Annotated in this window: 28 protein-coding genes; 19 read left to right on the top strand and 9 right to left on the bottom strand. The window is 59.2% G+C overall.

Features of this window, described 5'->3' with window-relative positions; translation table 11 throughout:
* Window positions 1-28: 28 nt before the first annotated feature.
* Window positions 29-457: an OsmC family protein gene (locus FJW00_RS06820; protein ID WP_009091842.1), complete on the top strand. Its 429-nt coding sequence runs from the start codon at window positions 29-31 to the stop codon at window positions 455-457.
* 122 nt (window positions 458-579) lie between these two features.
* A complete protein-coding gene (yniD, locus tag FJW00_RS22725; protein WP_258317018.1) occupies window positions 580-687 on the top strand; it encodes a small membrane protein YniD in 108 nt (35 codons plus the stop codon).
* A 116-nt stretch (window positions 688-803) separates the two neighbouring features.
* Here the strand turns inward: yniD and FJW00_RS06815 are convergent, their stop codons facing one another.
* From FJW00_RS06815 to FJW00_RS06810, 3 genes are all read right to left on the bottom strand, one after another.
* Complete coding sequence (locus tag FJW00_RS06815; RefSeq protein WP_033736603.1) at window positions 804-1,034, bottom strand: hypothetical protein; 231 nt, start codon at window positions 1,032-1,034, stop codon at window positions 804-806.
* Window positions 1,035-1,133: 99 nt separating this feature from the next.
* A complete protein-coding gene (locus FJW00_RS22305) occupies window positions 1,134-1,304 on the bottom strand; it encodes a hypothetical protein (RefSeq protein WP_009091837.1) in 171 nt (56 codons plus the stop codon).
* 160 nt (window positions 1,305-1,464) lie between these two features.
* Window positions 1,465-2,115 (bottom strand): CPBP family intramembrane glutamic endopeptidase, encoded by a 651-nt coding sequence (locus FJW00_RS06810; RefSeq protein ID WP_009091835.1) that lies wholly within the window; start codon window positions 2,113-2,115, stop codon window positions 1,465-1,467.
* Window positions 2,116-2,322: 207 nt separating this feature from the next.
* Here FJW00_RS06810 and FJW00_RS06805 point away from each other — a divergent pair, with 207 nt between their 5' ends.
* The 3 genes from FJW00_RS06805 (at window position 2,323) to FJW00_RS06795 (ending at window position 5,970) form a co-directional block, all read left to right on the top strand.
* Window positions 2,323-4,926, top strand: a complete 2,604-nt coding sequence (locus FJW00_RS06805) for a bifunctional diguanylate cyclase/phosphodiesterase (RefSeq protein WP_140923332.1) — start codon at window positions 2,323-2,325, stop codon at window positions 4,924-4,926.
* 274 nt (window positions 4,927-5,200) lie between these two features.
* The gene (locus FJW00_RS06800) at window positions 5,201-5,497 is read left to right on the top strand and encodes an I78 family peptidase inhibitor (RefSeq protein ID WP_009091832.1); all 297 of its coding nucleotides are present in this window, start codon (window positions 5,201-5,203) and stop codon (window positions 5,495-5,497) included.
* Between the two features lie 152 nt (window positions 5,498-5,649).
* The gene (locus FJW00_RS06795) at window positions 5,650-5,970 is read left to right on the top strand and encodes a hypothetical protein (protein ID WP_140923331.1); all 321 of its coding nucleotides are present in this window, start codon (window positions 5,650-5,652) and stop codon (window positions 5,968-5,970) included.
* Window positions 5,971-5,979: 9 nt separating this feature from the next.
* Here the strand turns inward: FJW00_RS06795 and FJW00_RS06790 are convergent, their stop codons facing one another.
* On the bottom strand, window positions 5,980-6,231 hold the full coding sequence (locus FJW00_RS06790) for a biofilm development regulator YmgB/AriR family protein (RefSeq protein WP_009091829.1): 252 nt from the start codon (window positions 6,229-6,231) through the stop codon (window positions 5,980-5,982).
* A gap of 388 nt (window positions 6,232-6,619) precedes the next feature.
* On the opposite strand from FJW00_RS06790, the gene FJW00_RS06785 reads away from it, so the two are divergent.
* The gene (locus FJW00_RS06785; protein WP_140923330.1) at window positions 6,620-7,894 is read left to right on the top strand and encodes a multidrug efflux MFS transporter; all 1,275 of its coding nucleotides are present in this window, start codon (window positions 6,620-6,622) and stop codon (window positions 7,892-7,894) included.
* Here FJW00_RS06785 and FJW00_RS06780 read toward each other — a convergent pair.
* On the bottom strand, window positions 7,776-10,913 hold the full coding sequence (locus FJW00_RS06780; protein ID WP_140923329.1) for a beta-galactosidase: 3,138 nt from the start codon (window positions 10,911-10,913) through the stop codon (window positions 7,776-7,778). The two genes, FJW00_RS06785 and FJW00_RS06780, sit on opposite strands and share 119 nt — an antisense overlap.
* Window positions 10,914-11,167: 254 nt before the next feature.
* Between FJW00_RS06780 and FJW00_RS22300 the strand changes: the two genes are divergently transcribed.
* From FJW00_RS22300 to FJW00_RS06770, 3 genes are all read left to right on the top strand, one after another.
* Window positions 11,168-11,314: a hypothetical protein gene (locus tag FJW00_RS22300; protein ID WP_162836530.1), complete on the top strand. Its 147-nt coding sequence runs from the start codon at window positions 11,168-11,170 to the stop codon at window positions 11,312-11,314.
* Between the two features lie 120 nt (window positions 11,315-11,434).
* Window positions 11,435-11,737 carry a PsiF family protein gene (locus FJW00_RS06775; RefSeq protein WP_033736600.1) on the top strand — a complete coding sequence of 101 codons (303 nt, stop codon included), beginning with the start codon at window positions 11,435-11,437 and terminating at the stop codon, window positions 11,735-11,737.
* A gap of 200 nt (window positions 11,738-11,937) precedes the next feature.
* On the top strand, window positions 11,938-13,464 hold the full coding sequence (locus tag FJW00_RS06770; protein WP_058956381.1) for an FAD-dependent oxidoreductase: 1,527 nt from the start codon (window positions 11,938-11,940) through the stop codon (window positions 13,462-13,464).
* 47 nt (window positions 13,465-13,511) lie between these two features.
* On the opposite strand, the gene proC is transcribed toward FJW00_RS06770, so the two are convergent.
* Window positions 13,512-14,324: a pyrroline-5-carboxylate reductase gene (gene proC, locus FJW00_RS06765; protein WP_140923328.1), complete on the bottom strand. Its 813-nt coding sequence runs from the start codon at window positions 14,322-14,324 to the stop codon at window positions 13,512-13,514.
* A 165-nt stretch (window positions 14,325-14,489) separates the two neighbouring features.
* On the opposite strand from proC, the gene FJW00_RS06760 reads away from it, so the two are divergent.
* On the top strand, window positions 14,490-14,939 hold the full coding sequence (locus FJW00_RS06760; protein WP_140923327.1) for a YaiI/YqxD family protein: 450 nt from the start codon (window positions 14,490-14,492) through the stop codon (window positions 14,937-14,939).
* Between the two features lie 2 nt (window positions 14,940-14,941).
* Here the strand turns inward: FJW00_RS06760 and FJW00_RS06755 are convergent, their stop codons facing one another.
* Entirely contained in the window at window positions 14,942-15,652 is a 711-nt protein-coding gene (locus FJW00_RS06755) for a DUF2076 domain-containing protein (protein ID WP_009091814.1), read from the bottom strand.
* 315 nt (window positions 15,653-15,967) lie between these two features.
* Between FJW00_RS06755 and aroL the strand changes: the two genes are divergently transcribed.
* The 7 genes from aroL (at window position 15,968) to ppnP (ending at window position 21,735) form a co-directional block, all read left to right on the top strand.
* The gene (gene aroL / locus FJW00_RS06750; RefSeq protein ID WP_046101332.1) at window positions 15,968-16,492 is read left to right on the top strand and encodes a shikimate kinase AroL; all 525 of its coding nucleotides are present in this window, start codon (window positions 15,968-15,970) and stop codon (window positions 16,490-16,492) included.
* A 111-nt stretch (window positions 16,493-16,603) separates the two neighbouring features.
* Entirely contained in the window at window positions 16,604-16,795 is a 192-nt protein-coding gene (locus FJW00_RS06745; protein ID WP_009091809.1) for a YaiA family protein, read from the top strand.
* 343 nt (window positions 16,796-17,138) lie between these two features.
* Window positions 17,139-17,891 carry an IclR family transcriptional regulator gene (locus tag FJW00_RS06740; protein WP_140923326.1) on the top strand — a complete coding sequence of 251 codons (753 nt, stop codon included), beginning with the start codon at window positions 17,139-17,141 and terminating at the stop codon, window positions 17,889-17,891.
* Window positions 17,892-18,167: 276 nt separating this feature from the next.
* On the top strand, window positions 18,168-19,727 hold the full coding sequence (locus tag FJW00_RS06735; RefSeq protein ID WP_058956379.1) for an OPT/YSL family transporter: 1,560 nt from the start codon (window positions 18,168-18,170) through the stop codon (window positions 19,725-19,727).
* Window positions 19,728-19,738: 11 nt separating this feature from the next.
* Complete coding sequence (locus FJW00_RS06730; protein WP_009091804.1) at window positions 19,739-20,671, top strand: DUF1177 domain-containing protein; 933 nt, start codon at window positions 19,739-19,741, stop codon at window positions 20,669-20,671.
* A 1-nt stretch (window position 20,672) separates the two neighbouring features.
* Window positions 20,673-21,350 carry an AroM family protein gene (locus FJW00_RS06725; protein ID WP_140923325.1) on the top strand — a complete coding sequence of 226 codons (678 nt, stop codon included), beginning with the start codon at window positions 20,673-20,675 and terminating at the stop codon, window positions 21,348-21,350.
* A 94-nt stretch (window positions 21,351-21,444) separates the two neighbouring features.
* Complete coding sequence (gene ppnP, locus FJW00_RS06720) at window positions 21,445-21,735, top strand: pyrimidine/purine nucleoside phosphorylase (protein ID WP_009091800.1); 291 nt, start codon at window positions 21,445-21,447, stop codon at window positions 21,733-21,735.
* Window positions 21,736-21,806: 71 nt separating this feature from the next.
* Here the strand turns inward: ppnP and rdgC are convergent, their stop codons facing one another.
* Window positions 21,807-22,718, bottom strand: coding sequence for a recombination-associated protein RdgC (gene rdgC, locus FJW00_RS06715; protein ID WP_009091797.1), 912 nt, complete (start codon window positions 22,716-22,718; stop codon window positions 21,807-21,809).
* A gap of 146 nt (window positions 22,719-22,864) precedes the next feature.
* Between rdgC and mak the strand changes: the two genes are divergently transcribed.
* A complete protein-coding gene (gene mak / locus FJW00_RS06710) occupies window positions 22,865-23,776 on the top strand; it encodes a fructokinase (RefSeq protein WP_046101338.1) in 912 nt (303 codons plus the stop codon).
* Between the two features lie 111 nt (window positions 23,777-23,887).
* Here mak and eat read toward each other — a convergent pair whose 3' ends face one another.
* Window positions 23,888-25,252: an ethanolamine permease gene (gene eat, locus FJW00_RS06705; protein ID WP_140923324.1), complete on the bottom strand. Its 1,365-nt coding sequence runs from the start codon at window positions 25,250-25,252 to the stop codon at window positions 23,888-23,890.
* Window positions 25,253-25,502: 250 nt separating this feature from the next.
* Here eat and FJW00_RS06700 point away from each other — a divergent pair, with 250 nt between their 5' ends.
* On the top strand, window positions 25,503-26,507 hold the full coding sequence (locus FJW00_RS06700; protein ID WP_009091791.1) for a phosphotransferase enzyme family protein: 1,005 nt from the start codon (window positions 25,503-25,505) through the stop codon (window positions 26,505-26,507).
* Window positions 26,508-26,530 lie beyond the last annotated feature (23 nt).

The raw sequence follows: 26,530 nt of genomic DNA, 5'->3' as shown, positions 1-26,530 counted from the left end.
TAGCTTCTTTACCCACAGGAGGAATGAGATGACCATTCATAAGAAAGGTTCGGCGCATTGGGAAGGCGATATCAAAGGCAAAGGCACCGTCAGCACTGAGAGCGGCGTACTGAGCCAGCAGCCCTATGGCTTTAACACCCGTTTTGAAGGCGGCAAAGGCACCAACCCGGAAGAGCTGATTGGTGCAGCGCACGCGGCCTGTTTCTCCATGGCCCTGTCGCTGATGCTGGGCAATGCGGGTCACAAGCCGGAAAGCATTGATACCACGGCCGATGTGTCGCTGGACAAGAAAGGCGACGGCTTTGCCATCACCAAAGTGGCGCTGACCAGCACCGTCTCTCTGCCAGGCATTGATGAGTCAGCGTTTGATGAAATCATCAACAATGCCAAGGCGGGCTGCCCGGTTTCTCAGTTACTGAATGCGGAAATCACACTGGATTACACGCTGAATAACTGATGCCGGTAACGGGTCGCCCTCTGGCGACCCTGGCGCGACGCTATGCACAACCGGTCCTGCTGTTGACCGAAACAGATGCGCCTTCAGGCGCATCTTTGCTTTCTGACAGAGAGGAAACCGCGATGGTGAGAGTCCGGGCGGCCAGAAAACAGTGGAAGATGGTGCTGGTGCTGTTATGCATCTGTGGTGCACTGCTGCTGATACGCTGGGCTGCGATGATCTGGGCCTGAACCGATGAAGGGAACAGGTCGCCACACGCTGGGCATCTTACTGATGGTGATTATCGTGCTGGAGGCGATTTACTTCCTGCTGACAGCCTCATGGCTGCCGTGGCGGTAGATTTCGCTCAGACAAAGGCATCTTCGCGCCGTCTGACCCGCACGTCGCTGCGCGCAATGCGATAAGCCTTGCGCGGATCGCCCACCACAAACTCAAAGGTAGGCGTGTAGTAAAACGGCAGCCAGCCGCCATAACTGCTCTCCCACTCCCAGCGGACAGGGCAGGGCCACAGAATGCCATCATACAAAAGATAGTAAACCCAGCGTCCGGCAGGACGACGGGGACGTGATGTTTTCATGGGATTCACAACGATAATGGTGAACAACAGCTTATATTTTGTACGCTAAATCGCCAGCTTGCAATGTTGCAGCGCGGCTTTATTGCGACTGGCCCTGAATCAGCGATGAACCTCACCGCAAAGCAGGACCACGTTCGGTCTGACTTTGTGAATACGGTGCGCCATCGTTTCACAGTCGGCTTTGGTCGGATAGATACGCTCCGAGACGGGTAACGCCTCACAGGCATCATATCCACACGCGCTCACTAACAACACAAATCCTATCAACATCGCTCTTCTCCTTTACACGGTCTGCTGGTCCGGACTGTGACGTTTTTTTTCCCTTTTTATCCACCAGTATAGACAAACGTGCCGGGGCAGCATTGTCAGTGTGAGCGGTGGCCCGCAACACGGCCGGAAAACGGTGCGTCAGCAGAGAGGCGATGAGGCGTCAGCCCGCGAAATACCAGGCGGGCAGCAACGCAATCAGGTTGTTCAGGGTGTGCAGAAAGATAGGCAGGGCAAGACTGTTACTCCGCAGCCGGGCGTAGCAGAGCAGCAGCGAAAAGAGCGTCAGGGCGATCAGGGTCTGCCAGTGAACATACTGCGTGTGCATCACCGCAAACAGCAGCGAGGTCAGCAGCATACAGGCGAAGCGGCTGCGCGGCGCCCACAGCAGAAAGCCCTGCAACAGGAATCCGCGGAACAGCACCTCTTCAAACACCGGAGCCAGCAGCACGGCGGTGAGCAGCAGAATCAGCAGCGAATTGCGTCCCTGCTGGGCCTGCATCACCAGCCAGCCTTCCGGCTGCATAAACTGCATCTGGGCCGCCATCAGGACAAACAGCGCGCCGGTAAAGAGCAGGGTTTGCAGCATGCCGAGTTCACCCAGCGGCAGATCGGCGCGGCGCTGGCAGTAGAAGCGATACAGCGGGTAGATGACCGCAAATTCAAACAGGCAGAGCACCGGCACCAGCAGTCCGTCATTGCGCAGCACGCTGTAGTTGGGAAACAGCGTGATCAGCATGGTAACCAGGTAATAAACCACAAAGCTGCCGACGTAGAACAGCGTCAGGGTCACTCTGTCGGAATTGGTGTTCATAGGCGACTCTGCCAGCGAAGGTTAGCGCATAGTAGCAATGCGCCTGATCGCTGTCGAGTCAGCCCTTGAGACAATATTGCATGCTTATTTTTGCCGCAGACTAAACACCGGAGCTGGCGGGCCGATAACTGAGGAAACTATCTGGTCAGCCCCCGTATTACAGGGCTGACCCGTGACTAAAACCTGGTTGTGTAGTGAGCACTTTCAATGAATTTTAACCCCCCGGCACCGCCCTCACCGCCATTCAGACAGGCTGCTGAAGACCGCACTGTGCGCTTTACGCGCCGCAGTCTGCGTACGCTTTCGCTGCTGCTGTTTGGCGTGCTGCTGCTCTCAATGGTGATGGTGCTGACTATCGCCCAGCGGCAGAACAGCACATCGGCTGAGCACGATCTGCTGCTGGTGCAGCAGGCATGGAAGAGTCGTCAGGAGGCGATGGCCACTGATATCCGGGATTATGCCTTCTGGGGCGAAGCGTGGCGTAATCTTCACGTCAGCGTGAACAAAGCCTGGGCGTATGACGAAGAGAACTTTGGTCCGGGTCTTTATGAAGAGTATCACTATGAAGGCGTGTTCGTGGTGGATGGCAAAGGTCACACCACCTACACGGTGATTGATGGTCAGCTGACGGACACGCCGCTGGAGGCGTGGCTGGGTCAGCAGACGCCCGGCCTGATTGCGGCCGCGCGTCAGCTGAACAACAGGGCCATGACGCAGGATGCAGAGATCAATCATCTGCCCGCTATCGTGGTGGCCGCCCCTATCAGCAGCGGCAGAGTGGATAACATGCCGTCAAAGGCGGGGCCGCCATCCGTGATGGTGTTTGTGAATCTGTTTACCCCCGCCAAACTTCAGGCGCTGGGCGCCTCGCTGGATGTGCGTGAGCTGCGTCTGCCCGACAGTGAAGAGGATGCGCTGCGCGAGCCGCGCATGGTGCAGCCGTTGCCGCACGGCGAACCGATTGTCCTGCGCTGGACACCGAAGATGCCGGGAATGGGCCTGATCCTGTTTCTGCTGCCCCTGCTGACGCTGATGGCGATCATCATTGGTCTGATCACCCGCCGTGTCAGCCGCCATGCGCTTTCGAATGCGATCCTCTCAGACCGGCGCTTCGCCATGCTGGCGATCAGCCAGCAGGAGCTGGCCAGCAGTGAAGCGCGGTTTCGCGATCTCGCTGAGGCGGCGTCAGACTGGATCTGGGAGACGGATGAGAAGGGCCGCCTGATCTACCTGTCCGCGCGCTTTGAAAATGTCACCGGCCACGACATGTCACACTGGCTGGGGCGACACATCGATCAGCTGCTGACCCATCCCAGCCATTCGCTGGTCGCCTGGCTGCTGCGCCAGGAGGAGGAGGGGCAGCAGATGCCGTTGCGCTGCCAGTTTATGTCGGCGCAGGGCAACCGCCGTATTGGTCAGCTGGTGGCGAAAACGATCTGGCATGACACGCGGCGTATCGGATTCCGCGGCACGGTTTCAGACATCACGCAGAGTATGGAAGCGGAGGCGCGTATCCAGTTCCTGTCGCGTCATGACGTCTTAACCGGCCTGTCGAACCGCGTGCAGCTGCAGGAGTTTCTGACACAGCATCTTGAGCAGCCGGAAGGGATCGTGCCGCTGACGCTGATTACGCTCGACCTCGATCAGTTCAGGCCGATCAACGAAACCTGGGGCCATGCGACGGGCGATGAGGTGCTGAGCCAGATCGCGCAGCGTCTGAAGCGCGCCACGGGGCCTCAGGAGCTGGTGGCACGACTGGGCGGGGATGAGTTTGTGCTGGTCCTGCGTGAAACGAACCGCGAGCGGGTCGATCAGCGCTGTGCTCAGCTGGTGCATGAGGTTCAGCAGCCGATCAGCACCGGCCAGCATGTCCACTATCTGACGGTCAGCATGGGCATTGCCTGCGTCCCGCAGGATGCCAGTCACCCGGAAACGCTGCTGCGTATGGCCGATATCGCGCTCACCGAAGCGCGTGAAGCAGGGCGCAATCAGTGGGTCTGGTATGCCAGCGAGATGGCCAGCCAGCGCGAGGATAAGCGTGAAATGGCACGCCGCATTGAGAAAGCGCTGAGGAACAATGAATTTCGCCTGCACTATCAGCCCCGCTATCAGCTGCTGAGCGGCCAGCTGGCGGGAGCCGAGGCGTTGCTTCGCTGGCAGGTTGCGCCGGATCAGTGGATGACACCCGATCACTTTATTCCGCTGGCGGAAGAGAGCGGACTGATTGCCACCATCAGTGACTGGGTGCTGATGCGCGCCTGTGAAGATGCGCTGGGGTGGGGAGGCGACCGCTACGTCTCGGTGAATATCTCGCCGATGGAGTTTCGCACCAGCGACCTGGTGCAGCGGGTGGCGGATGCGCTGGCCCGAAGCGGCCTGCCGGCAACGCGCCTGGAGCTGGAGATCACAGAGAATGTCACCTTTGAACATCCGCAGCGTGCGCTGGAGATGATGCAGGGCTTACGGGCGCTGGGGGTCAGGTTAACCGTGGATGATTTCGGCACCGGTTATGCCGCGCTGGGTTACCTGAAAACCTACCCCTTTAACGGCCTCAAGATCGATCGCTCATGGATGAAAGATTTTCCGGAGTCGGAGCAGGCGCAGTCAGTGGTAGCGGGCATCATTGCGCTGGCACGCGCGTTTGCGCTGACCATTACGGCAGAGGGGATTGAGACAGAAGCGCAGCTGAACCAGTTAAAACAGCTCTCGTGCGAAGAGGGGCAAGGCTACTTCCTCGGTCGTCCGATGCCGCTGGCTGCGTTCAGTACGCTTCTGGAAAGAACGGCGCAGAATCAGGCTGGGTCCGCTTAACGGACTTTGACCGCCACGGCGGTCATCAGCATGGCGCAGACAACAAAAATAATCAGTTCCATTATGGACTCCCAGAGCTAAGAATAATCTTAGTTAATTGTAGCCACCGGGCGTTTCTTTTTTAAGCAGTGCGTGCGATTAATCCTAAATTGTGATCGCCACCGCTTACGGTTTTCGGCGGCTGTAACAACTTTACTTTTTTAGAGTTCAGCCTGGCCGGCACGCTTTGCTACTCTTGGGGACAGGGTTTTACACGTCCAACAGGAGATCAAACGTGAAATTTTATGGAAAAGGGCTGCTGGTAGCGGGTCTGTTTGCCTTAACCGCCTGTCAATCCGCCTCCCACTCTGACACGGCCAGCGTGAAGCCGGATCCTGAGAATGATCGCTGTGGTGCCTCACAGTTTCAGCACTATGTCGGCAAACCGTTAACCGCGTTGCAGGGACAGCATTTCGATCAGCTGGTGCGTCCTATCCCTTATAACTCTGCCGTCACCATGGACTTTAACCTCAACCGGCTTAACTTCCTGGCGGATAAAAACGGCAACATCAGCTCTGTTTATTGCGGCTGACGGCCTGGGTGTCACAGCCTTGTCATAACGGCGGGCGAGAATGGTGCTGCATTTCGATGCGCTTCTCGTCACGCGATTGACAATGCTCGTCTTGTTTATTCCCGCCCCGGCGGGAATTTTTTTAGCGCCTGCGGGCGGTAACAGGAGCGAACATGAAACGGATGAAAGGCGCGCTACTCTCTGTAGCCTTACTCAGCAGCGCAGCGGCGCAGGCCTCCAGTGCCGAAGCCTGGCAACAGAGCCGTCAGGTAATGACCCAGGCCTGCATTAACGCCAGTCACCTGAGCAAAGTCAGGGTGCTGGGCGAGCCGATTGAGTATGACGACAGCACAGGATACAGCGCTCTGTTGCTGGAGGGGCGCTATCCTCAGCGTCATATGAACAATAAGCGTGGACGGGAGCTCTGCCTGTTTCAGCGCAGCAGCGGGCGGGCCAGCATCAGCGAAGCGGATAAGCTGCGCTGGGTGAAATAAGCCACAGCTTCAGGCCCGGGGTGGCGCGTCGATTAACTGAGCCAGCAGGGTACGATAACGTTGCAGCTGCGTTTCGTCCCCTTCGACTTCCAGTTTCTCAATCACCCGCGCAATAATCGCTTTATTGGTGGCGGGCTGACCTGCCTCCATCATCTCGCGCATAATCACCGCCAGCAGATCGGACTCGGGCGGCGTCCGCCAGTTCGGGCCATTGAAATAGTCGGTGATAGCGCGGCTGGCGCTGTTCGGTTGCACTCTCATTTCCCACCTCCGCTAAACCCCAGACCTCTCCCTTACACCCGGGTGCAGGGGCGTTTATCTACTCAATATGCGGGTTCGCCTCAGCATAGCCGGACGGTCTGCACCGTTGTTTGCGGAGGGCGTCACACCGATCGGAACGATCGCCATACCGCCGTGGCTGGCGGTTTTTTAAACATAGAAGCGAAGCAAACGGTTGTCAGTAACACAATGACATATTTTTCCATCCTGCTGAGGGGAGGATGGAGATCGGCAGGCGACAGATCCGCGACCTGTCCGGCGGCGTAAATTGCGCAGAATCAAGATGCTTGCCGTTTTTGCCATGTTCTGGCGGTCACGCGCAGCGGGCCTGGGTTAAACTCAGCCCTCTTTCTCTTCACGCCCTCTGCCCATGCCACGCATCATTGAACCCTGGAAGATAAACCTGATCTCGGTCTGGTTTGGCTGTTTTTTTACCGGACTGGCGATCAGCCAGATTATTCCTTTCCTGCCACTCTATCTTGAGCAACTGGGCGTCACCGGCGGCACCTCACTGAGCCTCTGGTCGGGACTCACGTTCAGCATCACCTTTGTGATCTCAGCGGCCGTTGCGCCACTGTGGGGCAGCCTGGCCGATCGCAAAGGGCGGAAACTGATGCTGCTGCGCGCCGCTGCTGGCATGGGGATCGTGATCCTGCTGCAGGCTTTCGTCACCGAAGCCTGGCAGTTGCTGCTGCTGCGCGCCCTGATGGGGCTGACCTCCGGCTATATCCCCAACGCCATGGCGCTGGTGGCCGCTCAGGTGCCGCGTGAACGCAGCGGCTGGGCGCTGAGCTGTGTCTCCACCGGCCAGATTGGCGGGGTGATTCTGGGACCGGTGCTGGGCGGGCTGCTGGCTGACGGGGTGGGGCTGCGCATGGTCTTCATGGTCACCGCAGCTCTGCTGCTGGTCAGTTTTCTGGTCACACTCTTCCTGATCAAAGAAACCGGCTACACCCCGGTGAGTAAAAAGGAGAAGCTCAGCGGACGCGAGGTGTTCCGCTCGCTGGATAACCCCAGACTGGTGCTCTGCCTGTTCTTTACCACCCTGGTGATTCAGATGTGTAACGGGTCGGTTAACCCCATCCTGACGCTGTTTGTGCGGGAGCTGGCGCCCCATGCGGAGAACATCGCGTTTCTCAGCGGGGTGATCGCCGCGCTGCCCGGCGTGTCCGCTCTGCTGGCCGCACCCCGGCTGGGGCGACTCGGCGATCGCATTGGTACACAGCGTATTCTGCTGGCGACGATGGCGATCTCGCTGCTGCTGTTTATCGCCATGTCGTTTGTGACCAGCGCAACGCAGCTGGGCGTGCTGCGCTTTCTGCTGGGCTTCGCCGATGGTGCGATGATGCCTGCGGTGCAGACCCTGCTGGTGCGCCATTCACGCGACAACATTACGGGGCGGATCTTCGGCTACAACCAGTCGTTTATGTATCTCGGCAACGTTGCCGGTCCGCTGCTGGGCGGGGCGGTGTCGGCGATGGCAGGCTTCCGCTGGGTCTTTTTTGCCACCGCCGTGGTGGTGCTGATTAATGTGCTGTTTCTGAAGCGCGTTTACCGTCGTCCGAAGACCGTGCTGCCCGCGTCGGCTGGCAAATCGTCAGTTCCGTCTGCCAGCGCTGCTGAGTCAGCAGAAACTCAGGACTGACGCTGGGACTCCAGGAGTCATCGCCGCCCACGCCCATGTGGTACGCATCCAGATGCAGCCAGCAGCCCGCTTCCGGGCGCAGGAGGTGGCAGTGTGACGTCTCCCGCAGCTGCTCCAGGCTGAAGCGGCTCAGCGAGAAAGCGAAATCCCCGCTGACCTGCCAGCTGCCGGTATCAAGCTCACGGGTGCCGCCGCGCAGGCCGTTCTCACCCGGGAAAACATAGGGCGTAAAGAGCCGATCCAGCGGTAACTGCCAGCGGGAAAACTGTGCGGCCAGCTGGCGGTCAGGGTAGTTTTCGTGCGGGCCGAGGCCGAGCCAGTTCACCTGCTGCGGGATCGTCGCCAGCGCGCAGCGTAGCCCGATGCGCGCGGGCGGTGGCAAACCGCGGGACTGCTCAACGGAAAGCTGCAGCGTCAGCTCCCCCTGTGCATTGATCAGAAAACGTATCCGGCTGATAAAGGCGAGCTGGCCCCTGGCGTGCCAGCTGTGCAGCGTCTCAATCTGCACCGCCTGGGTCAGCGTTTCGGCCGCAATCGCTATCCGCTGGCTTTGCATCTGGTCATAGCCTGCCGCTTTCCAGCGCTCCGACCAGGCGTTGGGATCGATCCGTTCCGCTTCGCTGGTGCCGATGTCATTATCCAGCGGCGCGCGGATAAAGCACGCCTGAAGCGGCGTCAGCAGCGTCGGCGCGTCATCCACCCACCACTGTTCCAGTTCGCCGCTGTGACGGGAAAATTGCCAGCGCTGCTGCCGGTGGGTGACGACAATCTCACGGCCGTTATCGTGCAGCTGAGGTGCCTCACCGGTTTCCGGCAGGGAAGGCAGTGCCAGCGCGGAGGGGAGCGCCCACTGATCCCAGGCGACACGCCAGCCAGCTTCGCTCCAGCGGGTCGGCTGCACCTGATGCACGGCAACATTCAGCCAGCATTCGCCCTGCAACGGAGGCGGGGAGGGCAGGGTGATCCGCTGCTGGCCCTGCGCGGGGATATCAAGCGGGATATCACCCTGCGCCACGACCTGGCCGGCCTGCTCTATGCACCAGCGCAACACTTCGTTATCACTGTGGCGGAACAGATAGTCGCTGCTGACCGTAAAGCTCAGCGGATCGTCGGGATCGACCGTGAAGTGCCAGAACTGCTGGGCACGCTGCGCCTCATAGAGCGCCGGATGAGGTGTACGGTCGGCAAACACCAGCCCGTTCATACAGAACTGACGATCGTTGGGTGTATCGCCAAAGTCGCCGCCATAGGCCTGCCAGGGCTCTCCCTGATCGTCATAGCGGGTCAGGCTCTGATCCACCCAGTCCCAGACGAAGCCGCCCTGCAGGCGCGGAAACTGACGGAAAGCCTGCCAGTATTTCGCAAAGCCGCCAAAGCTGTTGCCCATCGCATGAGCATATTCACAGAGGATCAGCGGGCGCGTTTCGCCCGGCAGTCCAATCCACTTTTTCAGTGACCATTTCGGCACCGCCGGGAAGGGCTGATCCTGATCCACCCTGGCGTACATCGGGCAGATGATATCGGTCGCGGCGGTATCCGCACCGCCGCCTTCATACTGAACCGGACGGGTCGGATCGCTGCTTTTCACCCAGCGGTAAAGCGCGTCGTGCGTTGCGCCATGGCCGGATTCGTTGCCCAGCGACCAGATAATAATGCAGCAGTGGTTACGGTCACGCTGCACCATGCGCGTGACCCGCTCGCTGTAGGCGGCAAACCAGCGCGGATTGTCAGAGAGCCGGTTCATGGGCTGCATGCCGTGGGTCTCAATGTTGGCCTCATCCACCACATAAAGCCCGTACCGATCGCACAGCCGGTACCAGAGCGGATGATTGGGGTAGTGCGAGCAGCGCACCGCATTAAAATTGTGCTGCTTCATCAGCATGATGTCGCGGCGCATCATCGCCTCATCCACTACCTGACCCCGTTCAGGGTGGTGCTCGTGACGGTTAGTGCCGCGGATCAGTAGCGGTTTACCGTTCAGGCACAGCAGGCCATTGTCGATAGTGACCTGGCGGAAACCGACATCCCAGGCTTCCACTTCGATTAACTGCTGCTGCTCATCCAGCAGGGCCAGCGTGGCGCGGTAGAGGTGAGGCGTCTCCGCGCTCCAGAGGTCAGGCCGCTCCACCGGCAGGCTGAGCAGGGCGCGTTCGGGATAGTGGCCGCGTTCATCGATGATGGCGCTGCCCAGCGGCTGCTGACACTGTGCAATCTGCTGCTCGCCCTGCCACAGCGTCAGACGCAGCTGATAGCGTGAGGTAACGGCGGAAGGCAGCGCGACACGCACCTGCGCGCGCAGATCCGCACGGCAAAATTCCGGGCTGAGTCGGGTTTCCAGCTGAACGTCAGCCAGATGAACCCGGGGTTTATGCAATAGGGTGACGTCGCGAAAAATACCGCTCATGCGCCACATGTCCTGATCTTCCAGATAGCTGCCATCGCTCCAGCGCAGCACCATCACGGCCAGCCGGTTGTTACCGGGACGCAGCACCTCGCTCAGGTCAAATTCGGCGGGCAGGCGACTGTCCTGGGAGTAGCCAATCCAGTGACCGTTGCACCAGAGGTGAAAGGCAGAGTTAACGCCGTCAAAAATAATGCGCGTCTGTCCCGTCTCCAGCCAGTCAGCTTCAATGCTGAATGTGAGCGAGTAACATCCGGTCGGATTTGCTGCCGGTACCCGCGGCGGATCGACCGGGATCGGATACTGCACGTTGGTATAAATGGGCGCGTCATAGCCGTGCATCTGCCAGTTGGCCGGCACCGGAAGCGTACCGGCATCCGGCAGATCCTGCAGTAACCAGCTGGCGGGAATCGCTTCAGGCTGCGCAAAGTAACTGAATCCCCACTCACCGTTGAGACTGCGCAGTGAGGCGGACGGGGCGTCATCACGCGCAGCTTCTTCATCGCGCCAGCTGGCAAAGGGCGGGTGGGCATCCAGCCGATGCAGCGAGGTCACTACCGGGTTTTCCCAGTCACGCCGGGAGAGGATGTCGCTGAGAGCAGCCTGAGAGAGAGTCATGTCGGTATCCTGTAAATGTGATGCGCTCACAATGCGCAAAAAATGCCAGGCTGTAAAGCGTTCGCCCTCCCGTTTTGCACAAATAGTTTCGTCTGCAAATCGGTCGGGATGTTGAGAAGAGAGCAGATTACTGACTGTAAAATGTTAAGTCTGGTCAGCAAAGATGAATAGCGGCAGGATGCAGAGAAATCTCACTTGTCAGTCCCGCTGATGGCTTCATACACTCAGCCCGATTTTTACACCCTGAGGTTGATATGAAACGAATCGTTAAGCTGGCTGCTGTTGTGGCATTAGGTTTTATCCTGAGCGGATGTCTTTTCCCGCCTCCTGGCGGCGGCGGTGGAGGGGGCTGGGGCGGGCCGGGTGGCGGGCCAGGCCATGGATTTGTTGATCCGCGCTAAACGTGCAGTACAGTCCCACTCTGGAATGGGATCTTTCCATCACGCTGACCGGAAACATTTCCCGCTTTGCTTATTCGCTGCCAGAATAAGAAAGAACACATCCACATGGGAGATAACACGATGAAAGTCGGTTTTTTGGCAATGATGATGGCGGGCCTGCTGGTCAGCGGGCTGGCAAATGCGGCGGAGAAGACCCCGCAGCAGGAGAAAATGACGATCTGTAACCAGCATGCCAAATCACAGGATCTCAAGGGAGATGCGCGCAAATCCTTTATGAGTGAATGCCTGAAAAAAGAGAGCAAGCTGTCACAGATGTCTCCGCAGCAGATGAAAATGAAAAGCTGCAATGGCGAAGCTGGCGATAAAAAGCTGGCGGGTGATGCACGTAAAACCTTTATGAGCCAGTGCCTGAAAAAAAGCTGATGTTTCTCCCGGCCACGCAGGTGGCCGTTTCCCTTCCGGCCTGTGTTTAAATTCCCTGCTGTAACAGCCCGTTACGCTTCTGACAAACATTCCGCGTCAGGCTTTTAATTTCCTTTGCCACACTTACTGTTTGTGGGGATTTGCGCTGCGCAGGGTCTGACGGCGCGGCGCCCAACCGGAACAGTCAAAGGAGCCACGTTGTGAACTATCAATTTACCGTCGATCTGAAAGACCTGCCGCAGCGTCAGCCGGTTAAAAAAACGCTGGGTGAGGTGGAAGTGTTACTGATCCGCGAGGGGGAGAGCGTTCGTGCTTACCAGGCGAAATGCCCGCATGCTGGCGCGCCGCTGGAGCAGGGCGCGATCTGTGGCGACCGGCTGGTCTGCCCGTGGCACAAAGCCGCATTTAATCTGGCCGACGGCAAAATGTGTGAACCGCTGGCGCTGGCCGATCTCAAACAGTATCCGCTGCGGATTGAAGAGGGGCGTGTGCTGGTCAATCCTGAGGCGATGTCGCCCGCCGCGCCTATTGGCAGCGGTGCAGACGCACCGGTTTTCGTGGTGCTGGGTGGCGGCGCGGCGGGAAGTGCTGCGCTGTGGCGGTTACGGCATGAGGGCTATAAAGGGCGTCTGGTGCTGGTGGAGCGGGAAGCGGACGCACCCTACGACCGCACTGCACTGACCAAATTTGTGCCATCAGGCAAGATGGATATCAGCGAGGTACCGCAGCTGCTGAAAGCGGATGTGATGGATCACGTCGAGCGCATTCAGGCCAGTGTGAGCCGCCTTGACGCTCAGCAGCAACGGCTGATCTTTGAGGATGGTGAAAGCCTCGCCTTCGACAAACTCCTGATCGCCAGCGGCGCGGCACCTGTTCGTCCCGATATACCCGGCAGCGATCTGGAGGGGGTGCATCTGCTGCGCAGCAAAGCCCAGACCGACCAGCTGCTTCAGGCGGTAGATGCCAGCCATAAAATTGTGATTATCGGCAACAGCTTTATCGGCACCGAACTGGCGTCGGCGCTGCGTAACCGTGACATTGACGTGACGGTGATTGCCCGCCAGACGCTGCCCTTTGCGAAACAGTTTGGCGATCAGATTGGCCGCTATTTCTATCAGCTGCATCAGAAAAATGGCGTGAAATGGGAGCAGGGCGAAATTGAATCCCTGCAGGGCGATCAGCAGGTGAGCAGTGTGCAGCTTAAAGGGGGGCGGCAGTTGCCCGCCACCGTCGTCCTGTTTGCCACCGGCGTGAAACCGGCCACCGACTTTATCCACGATCTGCCGCTGGCAGAGGATGGCAGCCTGCAGGCTGATGCAGAGCTGAAGGTCGCTGAGAACATCTGGGTCGCGGGTGACATCGCGACGTATCCGTCGGCGCAGGGGCCGCTGCGCATCGAGCACTATCGTGTTGCGCATCAGCAGGGACAGACCGTCGCCAGAAATATGCTGGACCAGCACGTCGCCTTTGAACGTGTGCCCTTTTTCTGGACGACCCAGTATGGCACCCGTTATGAGTATCTGGGCCACGCCAGAGAGTGGGATAATTTCCAGCTGCTCGGCTCGCTGGAGGAGAAAAAGTTTATCGCGTGTTATGGACAGCAGGGTGAACTGGCGGCGATCTGCTCGTGCGGGATGTATACGCTGACCGCTGAGCTGGTGGAACGGATGCAGCAACCCATGACCTTTGCCGACGCCGTGGCGTACTGCAAGGCAGCGATGGAGTAGGCCGAACGCAGGGCGGGCCGACGGGCCGCCCTGCTCATCGTGGCTTGCTAGCTGCGGCTCAGTTTCTCTGACTTCGCCATGCACTGCTGCATCGCTTCAATCACCGCCGAACGCATCCCTTTCTCTTCCAGCACCTTCACCGCTTCAATGGTGGTGCCGCCGGGAGAGCAGACCATATCTTTGAGCTCCGCCGGATGTTTGCCGGTGGTCAGCACCATCTGCGCCGCCCCTTTCACCGTCTGCGCGGCAAACTGATAGGCCTGCGCGCGCGGCATGCCGCCAGCGACAGCCGCATCCGCCATTGCTTCGATAAACATGAAGACGTAGGCCGGGGCGGACCCGCTGACGCCCACGACCGAGTGAATCAGATACTCATCCACTACCGCCGCCTTGCCGAAGCTCTCAAAAATCGCGACCACTTCGTCGGTTTCTGCGGACTCCACCAGCGCATTAGGCGTGACCGAGGTCATGCCTTCACTCACCAGCGAGGGGGTATTAGGCATCGCCCGGACAATTTTACGGTCATAACCCAGCACCGAAGAGAGTGAATCAAGCGTCACACCCGCCGCGATTGATACCACCAGCGCCTCTTTCTTCAGGCTGCCTGCCAGCTCTTTTAACACTTTCAGGATGACATTGGGTTTGACCGCGCCAAACAGAATGTCCACCTCGCGCGCCAGCGCGTCAGCACTCTCTGCGGCGTTGATGCCATACTGCTCTGCCAGCGCCTGGTTGGTGTCTGCTTTGCGGTCATAAACGAAAATATCAGACGGGGCGATTTTGCCACTGTTGACCAGTCCGCCGATAATGGCTTTCGCCATATTTCCCCCGCCGATAAACCCGATTTTCTTAGCCAGCATCGCCATCTCCTTAGGACATTATGCGTTTTCTTCCGGCTAGCTTACTTCAGTCAGCCCGAATAACAAGTCAGCCGCGTGCAGCCTGGAAAGCGTGCCGCAAATTAAATTTGCCATTTAAAGGGAACCCGGCAAGATCGCAGACTTCTCTGACTGTAAGGAGTGATGATGTCTATCTGGGTCGATGCCGATGCCTGTCCGAATGTGATCAAAGAGGTGCTGTACCGCGCGGCCGATCGCACCGCCACCACGGTCACCTTTGTGGCAAACCAGTTTCTGCGTGTGCCGCCTTCGCCCTATCTGCGCACCCTGCAGGTGCCTGCCGGGTTTGATGTCGCGGACAATGAAATTGTTAAACGTGTTGAGCCAGGGGATCTGGTGATTACCGCCGATATTCCGCTGGCGGCCGAGGTGATTGATAAGGGGGCGGCGGCGCTGAATCCGCGTGGCGAGCGCTACTCACCGGCGACGATACGGGAACGGCTGACGATGCGCGACTTTATGGATACCCTGCGGTCAAGCGGTGTGCAGACCGGCGGCCCCGCGGCAATGAGTCCGCGTGACCGCCAGCAGTTTGCAAATGAACTGGATAGCTGGCTCAGACAGCAGAAACGCTGACGTTAAACGAAGCTGTCGTCGTCGTAGTCGTCGCCGCCAAAATCGTTGAGGTCGCCGTTGTCGGCAAAATTGTTATCCCAGCCGCTGTTTTGATCCAGGAAGGCGTTGTCATTACCCTCGTTGAAGGTGTTAAGGTTGTCATCGCCGCCGTTAAAGGTGTTGAGATTATCGTTCACCTCCGGCAGCGGTGGCTCATTGATGATGTTCACAATCTCTTCCGGCTGTGAGTGGTGGAACATGCTGGTCAGCATATCGGCCATCACCACACCACCGGCGACACCCACCGCCGTCTGCAGTGCGCCGCCGAGGAAGCCGGTGCCGCGTGACGCCGGGGCTGGCGCATATTGCGGCTGAGCCGGCTGCTGAGGCGCACTGTTCCAGGGTGACGGTTGCTGCTGTTGCTGAGCAGGCTGCTGCTGACGTGAACCGCCGCCAAACAGTCCTGACAGGAATCCGCCACTGCTCTGCGCGGGCTGCTGTTGCTGCTGCTGTGCCAGCTGACTTTCCAGCGCCGATACCCGCTCATTGAGTTTTTTCAGCGCCGCTTCCTGAATCAGGATCGCCTGCGCCATGTAGTAAGGTGCGCCAGGCTGCGCCTGCAGGTGCTGGTTAATCAGTTGTTCGGCAGCGGCATCACGTGCCGCGGTCTGGCTTTCGGCCTGTTTCAGGCGGGTAAACAGCCCTTCGATCAGTTGTTGTTCTTCGCGTTGCATGATGACTCTCCTGTGGCGATGGTGATCAGTATATGTGGGCGGCTGAGAGAAAAGTAAATCTGTGGCGGTAAGCAAATATTGCCAGACCCGTTTTGCCACGCTTTTTCGCCCTTTCTGCCGGGCAGCGCAGACCCTGATGCACAAATCGTGCATGCATTTCCCCTTGAAAAGATAAGACTTATCGCCATTCAGGGCAGTAAAGTGCGTAAAACCTGCCTGACAGGTGGAGGCCATAATAATTTCCAGTTATGATGCGTCGCATTAATCAGCTAACCATGCAGCCGCATCGCGCGGTCAGGCGGAGGAACGGCCCTGATGTCACTACCCATCTTTTTGATTGGCGCTCGCGGTTGCGGCAAAACCACAGTCGGCGTGGCGTTGTCGCAGGCGCTGGGCTACGCCTTCACCGACACCGATCACCATCTGCAACTCAGCACGCAGCGCAGCGTGGCCGAGATTGTGGCGGCAGAAGGGTGGGAGGGATTCCGCGCCCGTGAAACCGAATCACTGCGGGCCGTGACGGCGCCGCGCACCGTGATAGCCACCGGCGGTGGCATGATTCTGGCCGAGGAGAACTGCCGCTTTATGCGGGAGCAGGGACAGGTGATCTGGCTCAGCGCCTCTCCGGAGGTGCTGGCAGAGCGGCTGCAAAGCGAACCAGAGGCGGCCCAGCGTCCGACCTTAACCGGCCGTCCGATTGCCGATGAGATGAGCGATGTCCTGCGCGAACGCGCGCATCTCTATCAGGCCGCCGCCCATCATCAGGTGAATGCCATGCAGTCCCCCGAGCGTGTGGTCGAGGAGATCCTGCTCTCCCTCTCCCTGGCGCGCGCCAGCTAACCCTCAGATTTTTCCCGCTTTGATCCCGCTTCAGTGGGTGTTGTCTATACTTACCTCATGACAGGCAGCGGCCTGTCCTGTGGAATGTTATTGAGAGAAGAGGGACACAGTATGCCGACCAGACCACCGTATCCACGTGAAGCGAAAGTTGTGCCTGTAGAAAAGGGTCCTGAGGGTAAAAAAGTCACGTCCTATGAGTTACGTGCCGACCACCCTAAACCAAATTCCTTAATCAGCGAGCACGAAACGGAAGAAGAAGCGCATGATGCCAAAGCGCGCTATGAAGATGTCGAAAAAGAGTAATTCGTTGCTGCTGGCAGGGACGCCAGCCTGTTCCATCCTGTCATAGCTGGCAACATCCTCTTCTGTCGCCCCTGCGCGATAAAGTTTCCCCTCTCCCCGACCGCATCCGGTCAATTAACACGCAAAATTTACGCAGATTTACTGCGACTGGCTTTTTGTCCGGGCGTCTGTTCTGCGCACTCCCGGTGTCGCCCTATAAAGCCCCGCTAATCAATTTTATCGCCGTATTTTCTCTGCTGCCGATCCTGTCGGCGACAAAATTGTCGCTTGACCCATTCAGCGTCACGTTTTATTTTCGTCGCAACTGCAGAGGAACTTTGTTCCATATAGTGGAACCCGTGACATGACCACACTCGAAAATGCCGCCGCCGTACTCCGGTTATTTCAGCACAAGGGCGTGACGCAGGGGCATGTCGGTCTCTCCTTCAGTGAGGTGGTTGAGGCGCTGGGCCTGCCCAAGAGCACGGTATCGCGTCTGCTCGCCACGATGGAAAGTCAGGGGATGCTGGAGCGCGATGCCGACACGCGCGGTTATCATATTGGCCGCGTTTTGTTAGCCGCCGCCGGACATTATCTGTCCGCACCGCTGGTGGACAGCGTCTCAGCCGCGATGGTCAGGCTGGCCGCAAAAACGGGCTGCATGGGCTACGTGTCAAAGCTGGATGGCCGGGAAATATTAGTGATGCGCATGTTTCATGGCCGTCACTTTACCCAGATGGTCACCCCACCCGGCAGCCGGATGCCGGCTGACGCCACCTCAACCGGCAGGGTACTGCTGGCGCAGTTAAGCGATGACGAGGTGCTGGCGCGCTTTCGTGACCACTGGCAGGCTGGCCCGGCAAACTCGCCGCAAAGCCCGGAGGCGCTTCTTGCCAGTCTGGCGGAAATTCGGCAGCAGGGCTGGTCACTGGCCCGGAATGAGTCTCTGCCTGGCATCAGTTCACTGTCAGTCATCGTGCACAACAAACATCATGGCGAAACGGTCGCGCTCTGCCTGTCGTTTCTGTCGCAGGAGTCGGAACCGGGATACCCGCCCGCGCTCCTTGACGCATTACGCGCAACGGCCACAGAGATGGCCGAAAAGTTTGGCGCGTAACGTCACCACGATTTTATCGGCGTAATACTTTCGCCACACCAGGGAAAACCAGGGCCTTCGGGCCTTTTTCTTTCAATCTGATCGCCATGCTTTACGCAGCAGCCTGGCTGCCTGTGTGCGTCCCTCTCGCGTGTTTGTGCACTATCCGGGTGACGTTCCTGGCAGGAGGGCAGCGCCTGCGCGCATCAGAACCGTAAAAAAGACAAGCGGCGTCAACCCGTCAGCAGGCGGGCAGACATTCTTCTATTTCTTCTGGACAAGGACTGGCGGGGACATATGGAACGGGTAAATCCGATCAGGCACGCTGGCGTGGCACTGGTTTTAATTTTGCTTTCTATCGCGGGTGCCATTATTGGTATCCAGCTGATCACCACCCTTGGCGTAACGCCTAACACGTCGATTATTGGTGCGCTGTTTGCCATGCTGCTGGCACGTATTCCGCTGCAGGCTTTCCGCCGCTATCGTTCGATTGAAATCCAGAATCTGGCGCAGACCGCTATCTCCTCAGCCACCTTCGGGGCAGCCAACAGTCTGCTGATGCCGATTGCGGTGCCTTGGGCGCTGGGAGAGCCACAGCTGGTCCTGCCACTCTTCTGTGGCGTCAGTGCCGCAATGCTGCTTGATGCCTGGCTGCTCTATCGTCTGTTTGATACCCGCGTCTTTCCGGCCAGCAATGCCTGGCCTCCGGGCGTGGCGGCGGCTGAAGCGATCAAAGCAGGGGATAAAGGGGGGCGCCAGGCCTGGCTGCTGGTGGCGGGTATTGTCGGTGGCGTTGTCGGCGCGATGCTGAAGATCCCGATGTCCGCCTTTGGCACCGCGTTTATCGGCAATATCTGGGCGCTGTCGATGCTCGGCATCGGTTTTCTGCTGCGGGCCTACGCGCAGCCGGTGGCCGGTATTGATATCAATGCACTCTACATTCCGCATGGCGTGATGGTCGGTGCCGGCCTGGTGGCGCTGATTCAGGTCATGATGGTGATCCGCAGTCGCAAAAATGATGCGCAGGGGGTGAGCCGCAACGGCAATGAGGTACAGCGGGCACTGGGCTTCGGCAGCGTGGGCTACATCGTGATTTCGGCGCTGCTGGCGCTGGCGGGCGGCCTGTGGAGTGAGATGGGCATCGCGATGCTGCTGCTGTTTGTCCTCTACGCCGCCTTTGCTGCCTTTGCCCATGAACTGATTGTCGGGATTGCCGCGATGCACTCCGGCTGGTTCCCGGCCTTTGCCGTGGCGCTGATTACGCTGATTATCGGCATCCTGCTCGGCTTTCCGCCGCTGGCGCTCTGTCTGCTGTGCGGCTTTACCGCCGCCACCGGGCCGGCGTTCGCCGATATGGGCTATGACCTGAAGGCGGGCTTTATCCTGCGCGGCAACGGTGCCGACCTGCAACAGGAGCTGTGGGGACGGCGCATTCAGTTGATCGCCGCCATGATCGCCTTTGTGGTGTCGATTCCGCTGGTCTGGTACGCCCACACCCTGTTCTTTACCGATAACCTGCTGCCGCCGGTGGCGCGGGTCTATGCCAAAACTATTCAGGCGGGCGCGGAGCCGGGTATTGCCGGAAACCTGCTGCTGTGGGCAATTCCTGGCGCGATGATTCAGCTGATCGGCGGACCGAAACGGCAGCTGGGCGTGCTGCTGGCCACCGGTCTGTTAATCAATAACGCGATGGCGGGCTGGGCTGTGATGGTCGGGATTGCCCTGCGCATCGTCATTATTCGCGTCTGGGGCGAGCGGGGCCGGTCGCCTATGGAAGTCATGGCGGCAGGGTTTATTGCCGGTGATGCCCTCTACAGCTTCTTCCATTCGCTGTTTGCCAGCAGCAGCAAGAAATAAAAGGATTAACGATGAGTTTGCAGCAGACCCTGACGGTTTTTGAATTACTGGACAGCGCCCATATCGACGGGCAGCAGGTGGTGGATCTGTTTGCGCCCTGGCCGGAGATCACGGCCCGTTTCAACCGGGTGACGGGTCCCAAAGGCCGGACCGACTTTGTGCGCATCGATATCCCGGGCGTGCAGGGCAAAGCCGCGGGAGGCCGTGCGCCAACGCTGGGCATTATTGGCCGGCTTGGCGGCATCGGTGCCCGCCCTGGCCGGATCGGGATGGTCTCTGATGCCGATGGCGCCGTCGCGGCGATCGCCTGTGCGCTGAAGCTGGCGCAGATGCAGGGTAAAGGCGACAGGCTGACGGGGGATGTGATCATCACCACCCATATCTGTCCCGATGCGCCCACGCGGCCGCATCTGCCGGTCGATTTTATGGATTCACCGATTGATGATGTCACGATGAATGACAATGAGGTGGTGGCGGGGGTGGATGCGATTCTGTCGATCGACACCACCAAAGGCAATCGCATCATCAACCACAAAGGTTTTGCCCTGTCGCCGACGGTAAAAGAGGGCTACATCCTGCGGGTGTCGGAGGATCTGCTGCGCATCATGGAGATGACAAGCGGTCGTCCGGCGGTGACCTTCCCGATCACGACTCAGGATATTACGCCGTACGGTAACGGGATTTATCACCTCAACAGTATTCTGCAGCCTTCCACCGCCACCGATGTCCCGGTAGTAGGCGTGGCGATCACGGCAGAGTCGGTGGTGCCGGGCTGCGGAACCGGGGCCAGTCATGAAGTGGACATTGCAGCCGCAGCGAAGTTTGCCATTGAGGTCGCCAAGGAGTTTGGTCGTGAAACCTGTCACTTCTACGACGCCGACGAATATGCGCGGCTGATCGCGCTCTATGGCAGCCTGGCGCATCTGCGTCACCGGAACCACTAAGATGACGGCCTCCCTGGTGACGCTGACCATCGGTCAGTCGCCGCGCAGCGACATACTGCCGCTGCTGCGTCAGCATCTGCCGGATGCGCAGACCGATCACGCCGGACTGCTGGATGGGCTGAGCCGCACCGAGATCCAGGCGCATTTTGCGCCGGATGCAGGCGATGCGGTGCTGGTGTCACGGCTGCAAAGCGGCGAACAGGTGCGGCTGGCGGCGTCAAAGGTGGAGCAGGGATTGCAGCGCAAAATCAGTGCGCTGGAACTTGCAGGCTATCAGACCATCCTGCTGCTCTGCACCGGTGAATTCAGCCAGCTTCGCACCCGACAGGCGCTTCTGCTGGAGCCGGACCGTATTATCCCGCCGCTGATCGGCGCCATGGTGCAGCAGCAGCAGATCGGGATCGTGGTGCCGGTTACGGAGCAGATTGTCGAGCAGGCGGGTAAGTGGCAGCATCTGCCCGTTCCCCCCTGTTATGCGGTTGCCAGCCCCTATGAGGGCGATCAGGCGACCTTCACCAGTGCGGCGCGCACGCTGCAAGCGCAGGGGGCGGCGCTGGTGGTAATGGACTGTATGGGGTATCACCAGCAGCATCGGGCTGCGTTACAGCAGCAGCTGGGCGTGCCGGTTCTCCTCTCTAATGAGCTGGTGGCCCGGCTGGCGGCCGCGCTGCTTCCCTGACGAAGGCGATCACAAACGCCTGTGATTTCGCGTGACAGATCAGCGGGTTCCCTTCTACACTGCCAGACACACAACATGTGCTCTGGAGACTATTATGCTCAACGTAAGTGAGTATTTTGACGGAAAAGTTAAATCTATCGGTTTTGACAGTGCGAGCACCGGCCGTGCCAGCGTGGGCGTGATGGCTGAAGGTGAATACACATTCGGTACCGGTCAGCCGGAAGAGATGACCGTGGTCAGCGGCTCGCTGAAGGTGTTACTGCCGGGTGAGACGGAGTGGAAATGGTTTGAAGCGGGTTCGGTGTTTAACGTGCCGGGTCACAGCGAATTTCATCTGCAGGTGGGCGAGCCGAGCTCCTATCTCTGCCGTTACCTGAAAGATTAAAAAAGGGCCGCTTAGCGGCCCTTTTTTTATGGTCAGACACCCCCTGTCAGCATGGGGCTGCCTGCCGATGATTAACGCTGGGCTTCGCCGCCGAGCGCTTCCACCAGATTGCTGGTCAGCGCGGCCAGTTCGCTGGTCATCAGAATAAAGTCAGCATCAAAACGCTGGGCAAAATCTTCGCGGTCAATATCGTCGTTCTGGTCGCGCAGCGTGTCGCTGAACTTCAGACGTTTCACTGAACCATCATCGGCCAGCACAAACTGAATACGCTCCTGCCAGTCGAGCGCCAGTTTGGTCACCAGCTTGCCCGCTTCAATGTGGTTCGCGATCTCATCGCACACCAGATCCTGCTTTTTACAACGGATGACGCCGCCATCTTCCAGCAGCGCTTTCAGCTCCGCTTCATCCATCAGTGCAAAACCGGCCGGCAGATCGCCTGAGCGCACCCATTCGGTCAGCGTCAGCTCAATCGGGCTTTCCAGCGTCAGGGGCACCACCGGCAGTGAACCCAGACTTTTACGCAGCAGCGCCAGCGTATCTTCCGCTTTCTTAGCGCTGGCACAGTCCACCATAATCAGATTGTTAACCGTGTCGATCCAGAGGTAAGTCTGGCTGAAACGGCTGAAGGCGCGCGGCAGCAGGCTGTGCAGCACTTCATCCTTCAGCGAATCTTTTTCAGTCTTCTTCAGCTTGCGGCTCTGCTCAGATTCCAGCTTGTCGATTTTGGCTTCCAGCGCCTGTTTCACCACCGGTGCGGGCAGAATTTTCTCTTCTTTACGGGCGCAAATCACGATCTGGCCGTTGTTCTCGTGGGTCAGCGCATCACTGCGGTTGCCCATCGGCGAGACCCAGCCGGTTTTGCTCAAATCCTGACTGCCACACGGCGAAAACGTGAAGGCGTCGAGCTGTTTTTCCATCTCATCTGCGGACAGCGGAATGTCACGATTCAGACGATAAACCATCATATTTTTAAACCACAACATCGGGATTCCTTACCGTGGCGCGATCGGGCGCACAAGTCTGCTAGAGTCAGCGCGCATGATAGCGAAACATCGGAGTGGTTTCATTGCCTTTCCGGCTGGCGGCTTCTACTGTATCTCTCATCTGAACGAATAATGAGGAATAAACCGTGCGCATAGGTATCGATCTGGGTGGCACCAAGACAGAAGTGATTGCATTGTCGGATGAAGGGCAGGCGCTGTTCCGCCACCGGGTAAATACCCCTCGTGATGACTATCAGGCGACGGTACAGGCAATTGTCGATCTGGTGACGCTGGCTGAAGAGAAAACCGGCCAGAGCGGCACGGTCGGGATTGGTATTCCTGGCTCACTGTCGCCTTACAGCAGGCGGGTGAAGAATGCTAACTCCACCTGGCTCAACGGCCAGCCGCTGGATAAAGATCTGGCACAGGCGCTGAACCGCGAAGTGCGTATCGCCAACGATGCCAACTGTCTGGCGGTGTCGGAAGCGATCGACGGCGCCGGGGCCGGACAGGCGCTGGTGTTTGCGGTGATCATCGGCACCGGCTCGGGAGCAGGCGTGGCGATCAACGGTGAGTCGCGCATTGGCGGCAACGGCAATGCCGGTGAGTGGGGGCACAATCCACTGCCCTGGATGGATGAGGATGAGCTGCGCTACCGCCAGGAAGTGCCCTGCTACTGCGGCCAGCAGGGCTGCATTGAGACGTTTGTCTCTGGCACCGGCTTTGGTATCGACTATCAGCGGCTGAGCGGCGTGCATCGCAAAGGGGCGGAAATCGTCTCGCTGCTGGCGCAGCAGGATCCGATCGCCGAACTGGCGATGAGCCGTTATGAGCTGCGGCTGGCAAAATCGCTGGCACAGGTGGTGAATCTGATCGATCCCGATGTGATCGTGCTGGGCGGCGGGATGAGCAACGTGGATCGCCTCTATCAGACCGTGCCGCTGCTGATGAAGAAGTGGGTGTTTGGCGGCGAGTGTGAAACGCCGGTGCTGAAAGCGCAGCATGGCGACTCCAGCGGCGTGCGCGGTGCGGCGTGGCTCTGGCCGCTGCAGAGCTGATGCGGCATGCCGGTGAGAGCTGGCTCTGTCATGCGCTTGCCGGACCGCGGCGGCTCAGCCCCTGAAGTACCAGGCGCTGAGCCGTTGATCCGTCAGCATTGTTACACCGGTTTACTCGCCCACCAGCATACTGTCCTGCGGGGCGCGTCCGCGCTGCGCTTTGGTCGCAAGGAAATAGAGATAGCCCACCACCATAATGGCGACAAACAGCGCGCCAATCACCGGGTTGAACCACAGCATGGCCAGCAGGCAGATGACAGACAGCAGCAGGGCGATGCCCGGCACAATCGGATAGCCCGGCGCACGGAAACTGCGTGCCATCTCTGGCGCGCTGCGGCGCAGCCGGAAGAGGCTGAGCATGCTCATGATGTACATCACGATGGCACCAAACACCGCCATGGTGATCATCGCCGCCGTCAGTGTCATCCCCTGCAGATTGATCACGCCATCGCTGTAGATGGCCGCAATGCCCAGCACGCCGCCGGTAATGATGGCGCGATGCGGGGTCTGAAAACGCGACAGTTTTGCTAGGGCAGGAGGCAGATAACCCGCGCGGGCCAGCGCAAAGAACTGCCGTGAGTAGCCGAGAATAATGCCGTGGAAGCTGGCAATCAGGCCAAACAGGCCGATCCAGACCAGCATGTGCATCCAGTTTGAGTGCTCCCCGACGATCATTTTCATCGCCTGCGGCAGCGGATCGTTAATGTCAGCCAGTTTGCGCCAGTCGCCCGCACCGCCCGCCATCAGCATCACGCCAATCGCCAGCACCACCAGCGTCAGAATGCCGCTGATGTAGGCGCGGGGAATGGTTCGCGTGGGATCTTTTGCCTCTTCCGCCGCCATTGCCGCGCCTTCAATCGCGAGGAAAAACCAGATGGCAAAAGGAATCGCGGCGAAAATGCCGGAGAAGGCGGGCAGTCCGAAGCTGTCGCTGCCCGCCCAGCCGTGTGCGGCGAAGTTCGCCAGGCTGAAACCGGGAGAGACCACGCCCATAAACACCAGCAGTTCGATCACCGCCAGCACCGTCACCACCAGTTCGAACATTGCGGCCAGTTTTACGCCGAGGATATTCAGCGTCATAAACAGCAGGTAGGCGCCGACGGCGGCGGTTTTCGGGTTGAGGTCGGGATACTGCACGTTAAGATAGGCCCCAATCGCCATGGCAATCGCCGGTGGCGCAAAGACAAACTCAATCAGCGTCGCCAGACCGGCAATCAGCCCGCCGGTTTCGCCAAAGGCGCGGCGACTGTAGGCAAACGGCCCGCCCGCATGGGGGATCGCGGTGGTCAGTTCGGTGAAGCTGAAGATAAAACAGGTGTAAAGCGTGGCGATCAGCGCGGTGGTGACCAGGAATCCCAGCGTGCCCGCCACCGCCCAGCCATAACTCCAGCCAAAATATTCGCCTGAGATCACCAGGCCAACCGCAATCCCCCACAGATGCAGGGTGCCCAGCGTGGGCTTGAGTCTGTTTGTCATAACTGCCATCCCCGTCGTTGTTGGTCTTATGCGGCGTTACACCGCCATTACGCTACAGTAGAAGGATGATGCCGCTGCCTTGCGCGCCACGACTTGACGCCAGCGCAGTGACTTCTGTTCTCCAGAGTCAACTCACACGCAACAACCGGGCCAGTTGCACGCTGCGGTCAACTTTGTCTCCTCTGAAGTCAAGCAGCACACACGCTGGCCACGCATGCTGAAATGACGCAAGTGACCAGGAGCCGGACTGATGAGCGCGAAACAATATGACAACCTGACTGATTCCCAACTCACCCTGATGGCGCAGCAGGCGCTGGCCTGTTATCCCGATCCACTGCAGGGTCAGCTCAGCCTGCTGTGCCGATCGGAGAACGCCACATTTCTGCTCAGGGCGGCCGGGCAGCGTTATGCGCTGCGGCTGCATCGTGGCGATTACCATCAGAAAGCGGATATCGTCAGTGAATTGCAGTGGCTCGATGCGCTGCGTGAAACCGGCATCATGGTGCCGGAAGCGGTGCCGGATAAAGAGGGTGAACAGGTGCTGACGCTGCGGCTGCCGGATGGCAGCGAGCGTTATGTGGTGCTGTTTCACTGGATCGAGGGCGAGATGCCGACCACCGACGTCGATCCCCGCGCCTTTCAGCAGCTGGGGCAGATCACCGCCCGGCTGCACCAGCAGAGTAAGCAGTGGCAAAAGCCAGCGGGCTTTCAGCGCATTATCTGGGACCACCACACCATGACCAGCGCGGAGAGTCACTGGGGACGCTGGCAGGATGCGCCAAACCTCAACCCTGCCGATCACGGCGTGGTCGAACAGGCGATTGCGCAGGTGGGCGCGGCGATGGCGCAGTTCGGGAAGGGATCGGATCGTTACGGCCTGATCCACGCCGATCTTCGCCTGACCAACCTGCTGCTGCACAAAGGGGAAACGCGGGTGATCGACTTTGATGACTGCGGGCTGGGCTGGTATCTGCACGATCTGGCGGCGGCGATCAGTTTTGTTGAGCACCATCCGCGCGCCCCGGAGTGGATCGATCACTGGATCCGCGGTTATGAGCAGGTGGCGCACATCAGCGATGCGGAGATGGCTATGCTGCCTGCGCTGCTGGTTCAGCGTCGTATTCAGCTCACCGCGTGGGTCGGTTCGCATGCCGAAACGGAAATGGCGCGCAGCCTGGGACCCGAGTGGGCGAGCCATTCAGTGCGTCTCTGCCGCCGTTATCTGGAGGGGGAGCGACTGCCGGTGGGGGTCTGATGCACCAGCGACGGGCGTCGCTG

This window comes from Pantoea anthophila (assembly GCF_006494375.1).
Classification (GTDB): domain Bacteria; phylum Pseudomonadota; class Gammaproteobacteria; order Enterobacterales; family Enterobacteriaceae; genus Pantoea; species Pantoea anthophila.
The sequence above is the reverse complement of the archived record's forward strand: the minus strand, read 5'-3'. Positions and strand labels throughout refer to the sequence as shown.

Coding starts and splice junctions, on each gene's coding strand:
- FJW00_RS06820 (WP_009091842.1), top strand. CDS start 29: ATGACCATTCATAAGAAAGGTTCGGCGCATTGGGAAGGCGATATCAAA.
- yniD (WP_258317018.1), top strand. CDS start 580: ATGGTGAGAGTCCGGGCGGCCAGAAAACAGTGGAAGATGGTGCTGGTG.
- FJW00_RS06815 (WP_033736603.1), bottom strand. CDS start 1,034: ATGAAAACATCACGTCCCCGTCGTCCTGCCGGACGCTGGGTTTACTAT.
- FJW00_RS22305 (WP_009091837.1), bottom strand. CDS start 1,304: ATGTTGATAGGATTTGTGTTGTTAGTGAGCGCGTGTGGATATGATGCC.
- FJW00_RS06810 (WP_009091835.1), bottom strand. CDS start 2,115: ATGAACACCAATTCCGACAGAGTGACCCTGACGCTGTTCTACGTCGGC.
- FJW00_RS06805 (WP_140923332.1), top strand. CDS start 2,323: ATGAATTTTAACCCCCCGGCACCGCCCTCACCGCCATTCAGACAGGCT.
- FJW00_RS06795 (WP_140923331.1), top strand. CDS start 5,650: ATGAAACGGATGAAAGGCGCGCTACTCTCTGTAGCCTTACTCAGCAGC.
- FJW00_RS06790 (WP_009091829.1), bottom strand. CDS start 6,231: ATGAGAGTGCAACCGAACAGCGCCAGCCGCGCTATCACCGACTATTTC.
- FJW00_RS06785 (WP_140923330.1), top strand. CDS start 6,620: ATGCCACGCATCATTGAACCCTGGAAGATAAACCTGATCTCGGTCTGG.
- FJW00_RS06780 (WP_140923329.1), bottom strand. CDS start 10,913: ATGACTCTCTCTCAGGCTGCTCTCAGCGACATCCTCTCCCGGCGTGAC.
- FJW00_RS22300 (WP_162836530.1), top strand. CDS start 11,168: ATGAAACGAATCGTTAAGCTGGCTGCTGTTGTGGCATTAGGTTTTATC.
- FJW00_RS06775 (WP_033736600.1), top strand. CDS start 11,435: ATGAAAGTCGGTTTTTTGGCAATGATGATGGCGGGCCTGCTGGTCAGC.
- proC (WP_140923328.1), bottom strand. CDS start 14,324: ATGCTGGCTAAGAAAATCGGGTTTATCGGCGGGGGAAATATGGCGAAA.
- FJW00_RS06760 (WP_140923327.1), top strand. CDS start 14,490: ATGTCTATCTGGGTCGATGCCGATGCCTGTCCGAATGTGATCAAAGAG.
- FJW00_RS06755 (WP_009091814.1), bottom strand. CDS start 15,652: ATGCAACGCGAAGAACAACAACTGATCGAAGGGCTGTTTACCCGCCTG.
- aroL (WP_046101332.1), top strand. CDS start 15,968: ATGTCACTACCCATCTTTTTGATTGGCGCTCGCGGTTGCGGCAAAACC.
- FJW00_RS06745 (WP_009091809.1), top strand. CDS start 16,604: ATGCCGACCAGACCACCGTATCCACGTGAAGCGAAAGTTGTGCCTGTA.
- FJW00_RS06740 (WP_140923326.1), top strand. CDS start 17,139: ATGACCACACTCGAAAATGCCGCCGCCGTACTCCGGTTATTTCAGCAC.
- FJW00_RS06735 (WP_058956379.1), top strand. CDS start 18,168: ATGGAACGGGTAAATCCGATCAGGCACGCTGGCGTGGCACTGGTTTTA.
- FJW00_RS06730 (WP_009091804.1), top strand. CDS start 19,739: ATGAGTTTGCAGCAGACCCTGACGGTTTTTGAATTACTGGACAGCGCC.
- FJW00_RS06725 (WP_140923325.1), top strand. CDS start 20,673: ATGACGGCCTCCCTGGTGACGCTGACCATCGGTCAGTCGCCGCGCAGC.
- ppnP (WP_009091800.1), top strand. CDS start 21,445: ATGCTCAACGTAAGTGAGTATTTTGACGGAAAAGTTAAATCTATCGGT.
- rdgC (WP_009091797.1), bottom strand. CDS start 22,718: ATGTTGTGGTTTAAAAATATGATGGTTTATCGTCTGAATCGTGACATT.
- eat (WP_140923324.1), bottom strand. CDS start 25,252: ATGACAAACAGACTCAAGCCCACGCTGGGCACCCTGCATCTGTGGGGG.
- FJW00_RS06700 (WP_009091791.1), top strand. CDS start 25,503: ATGAGCGCGAAACAATATGACAACCTGACTGATTCCCAACTCACCCTG.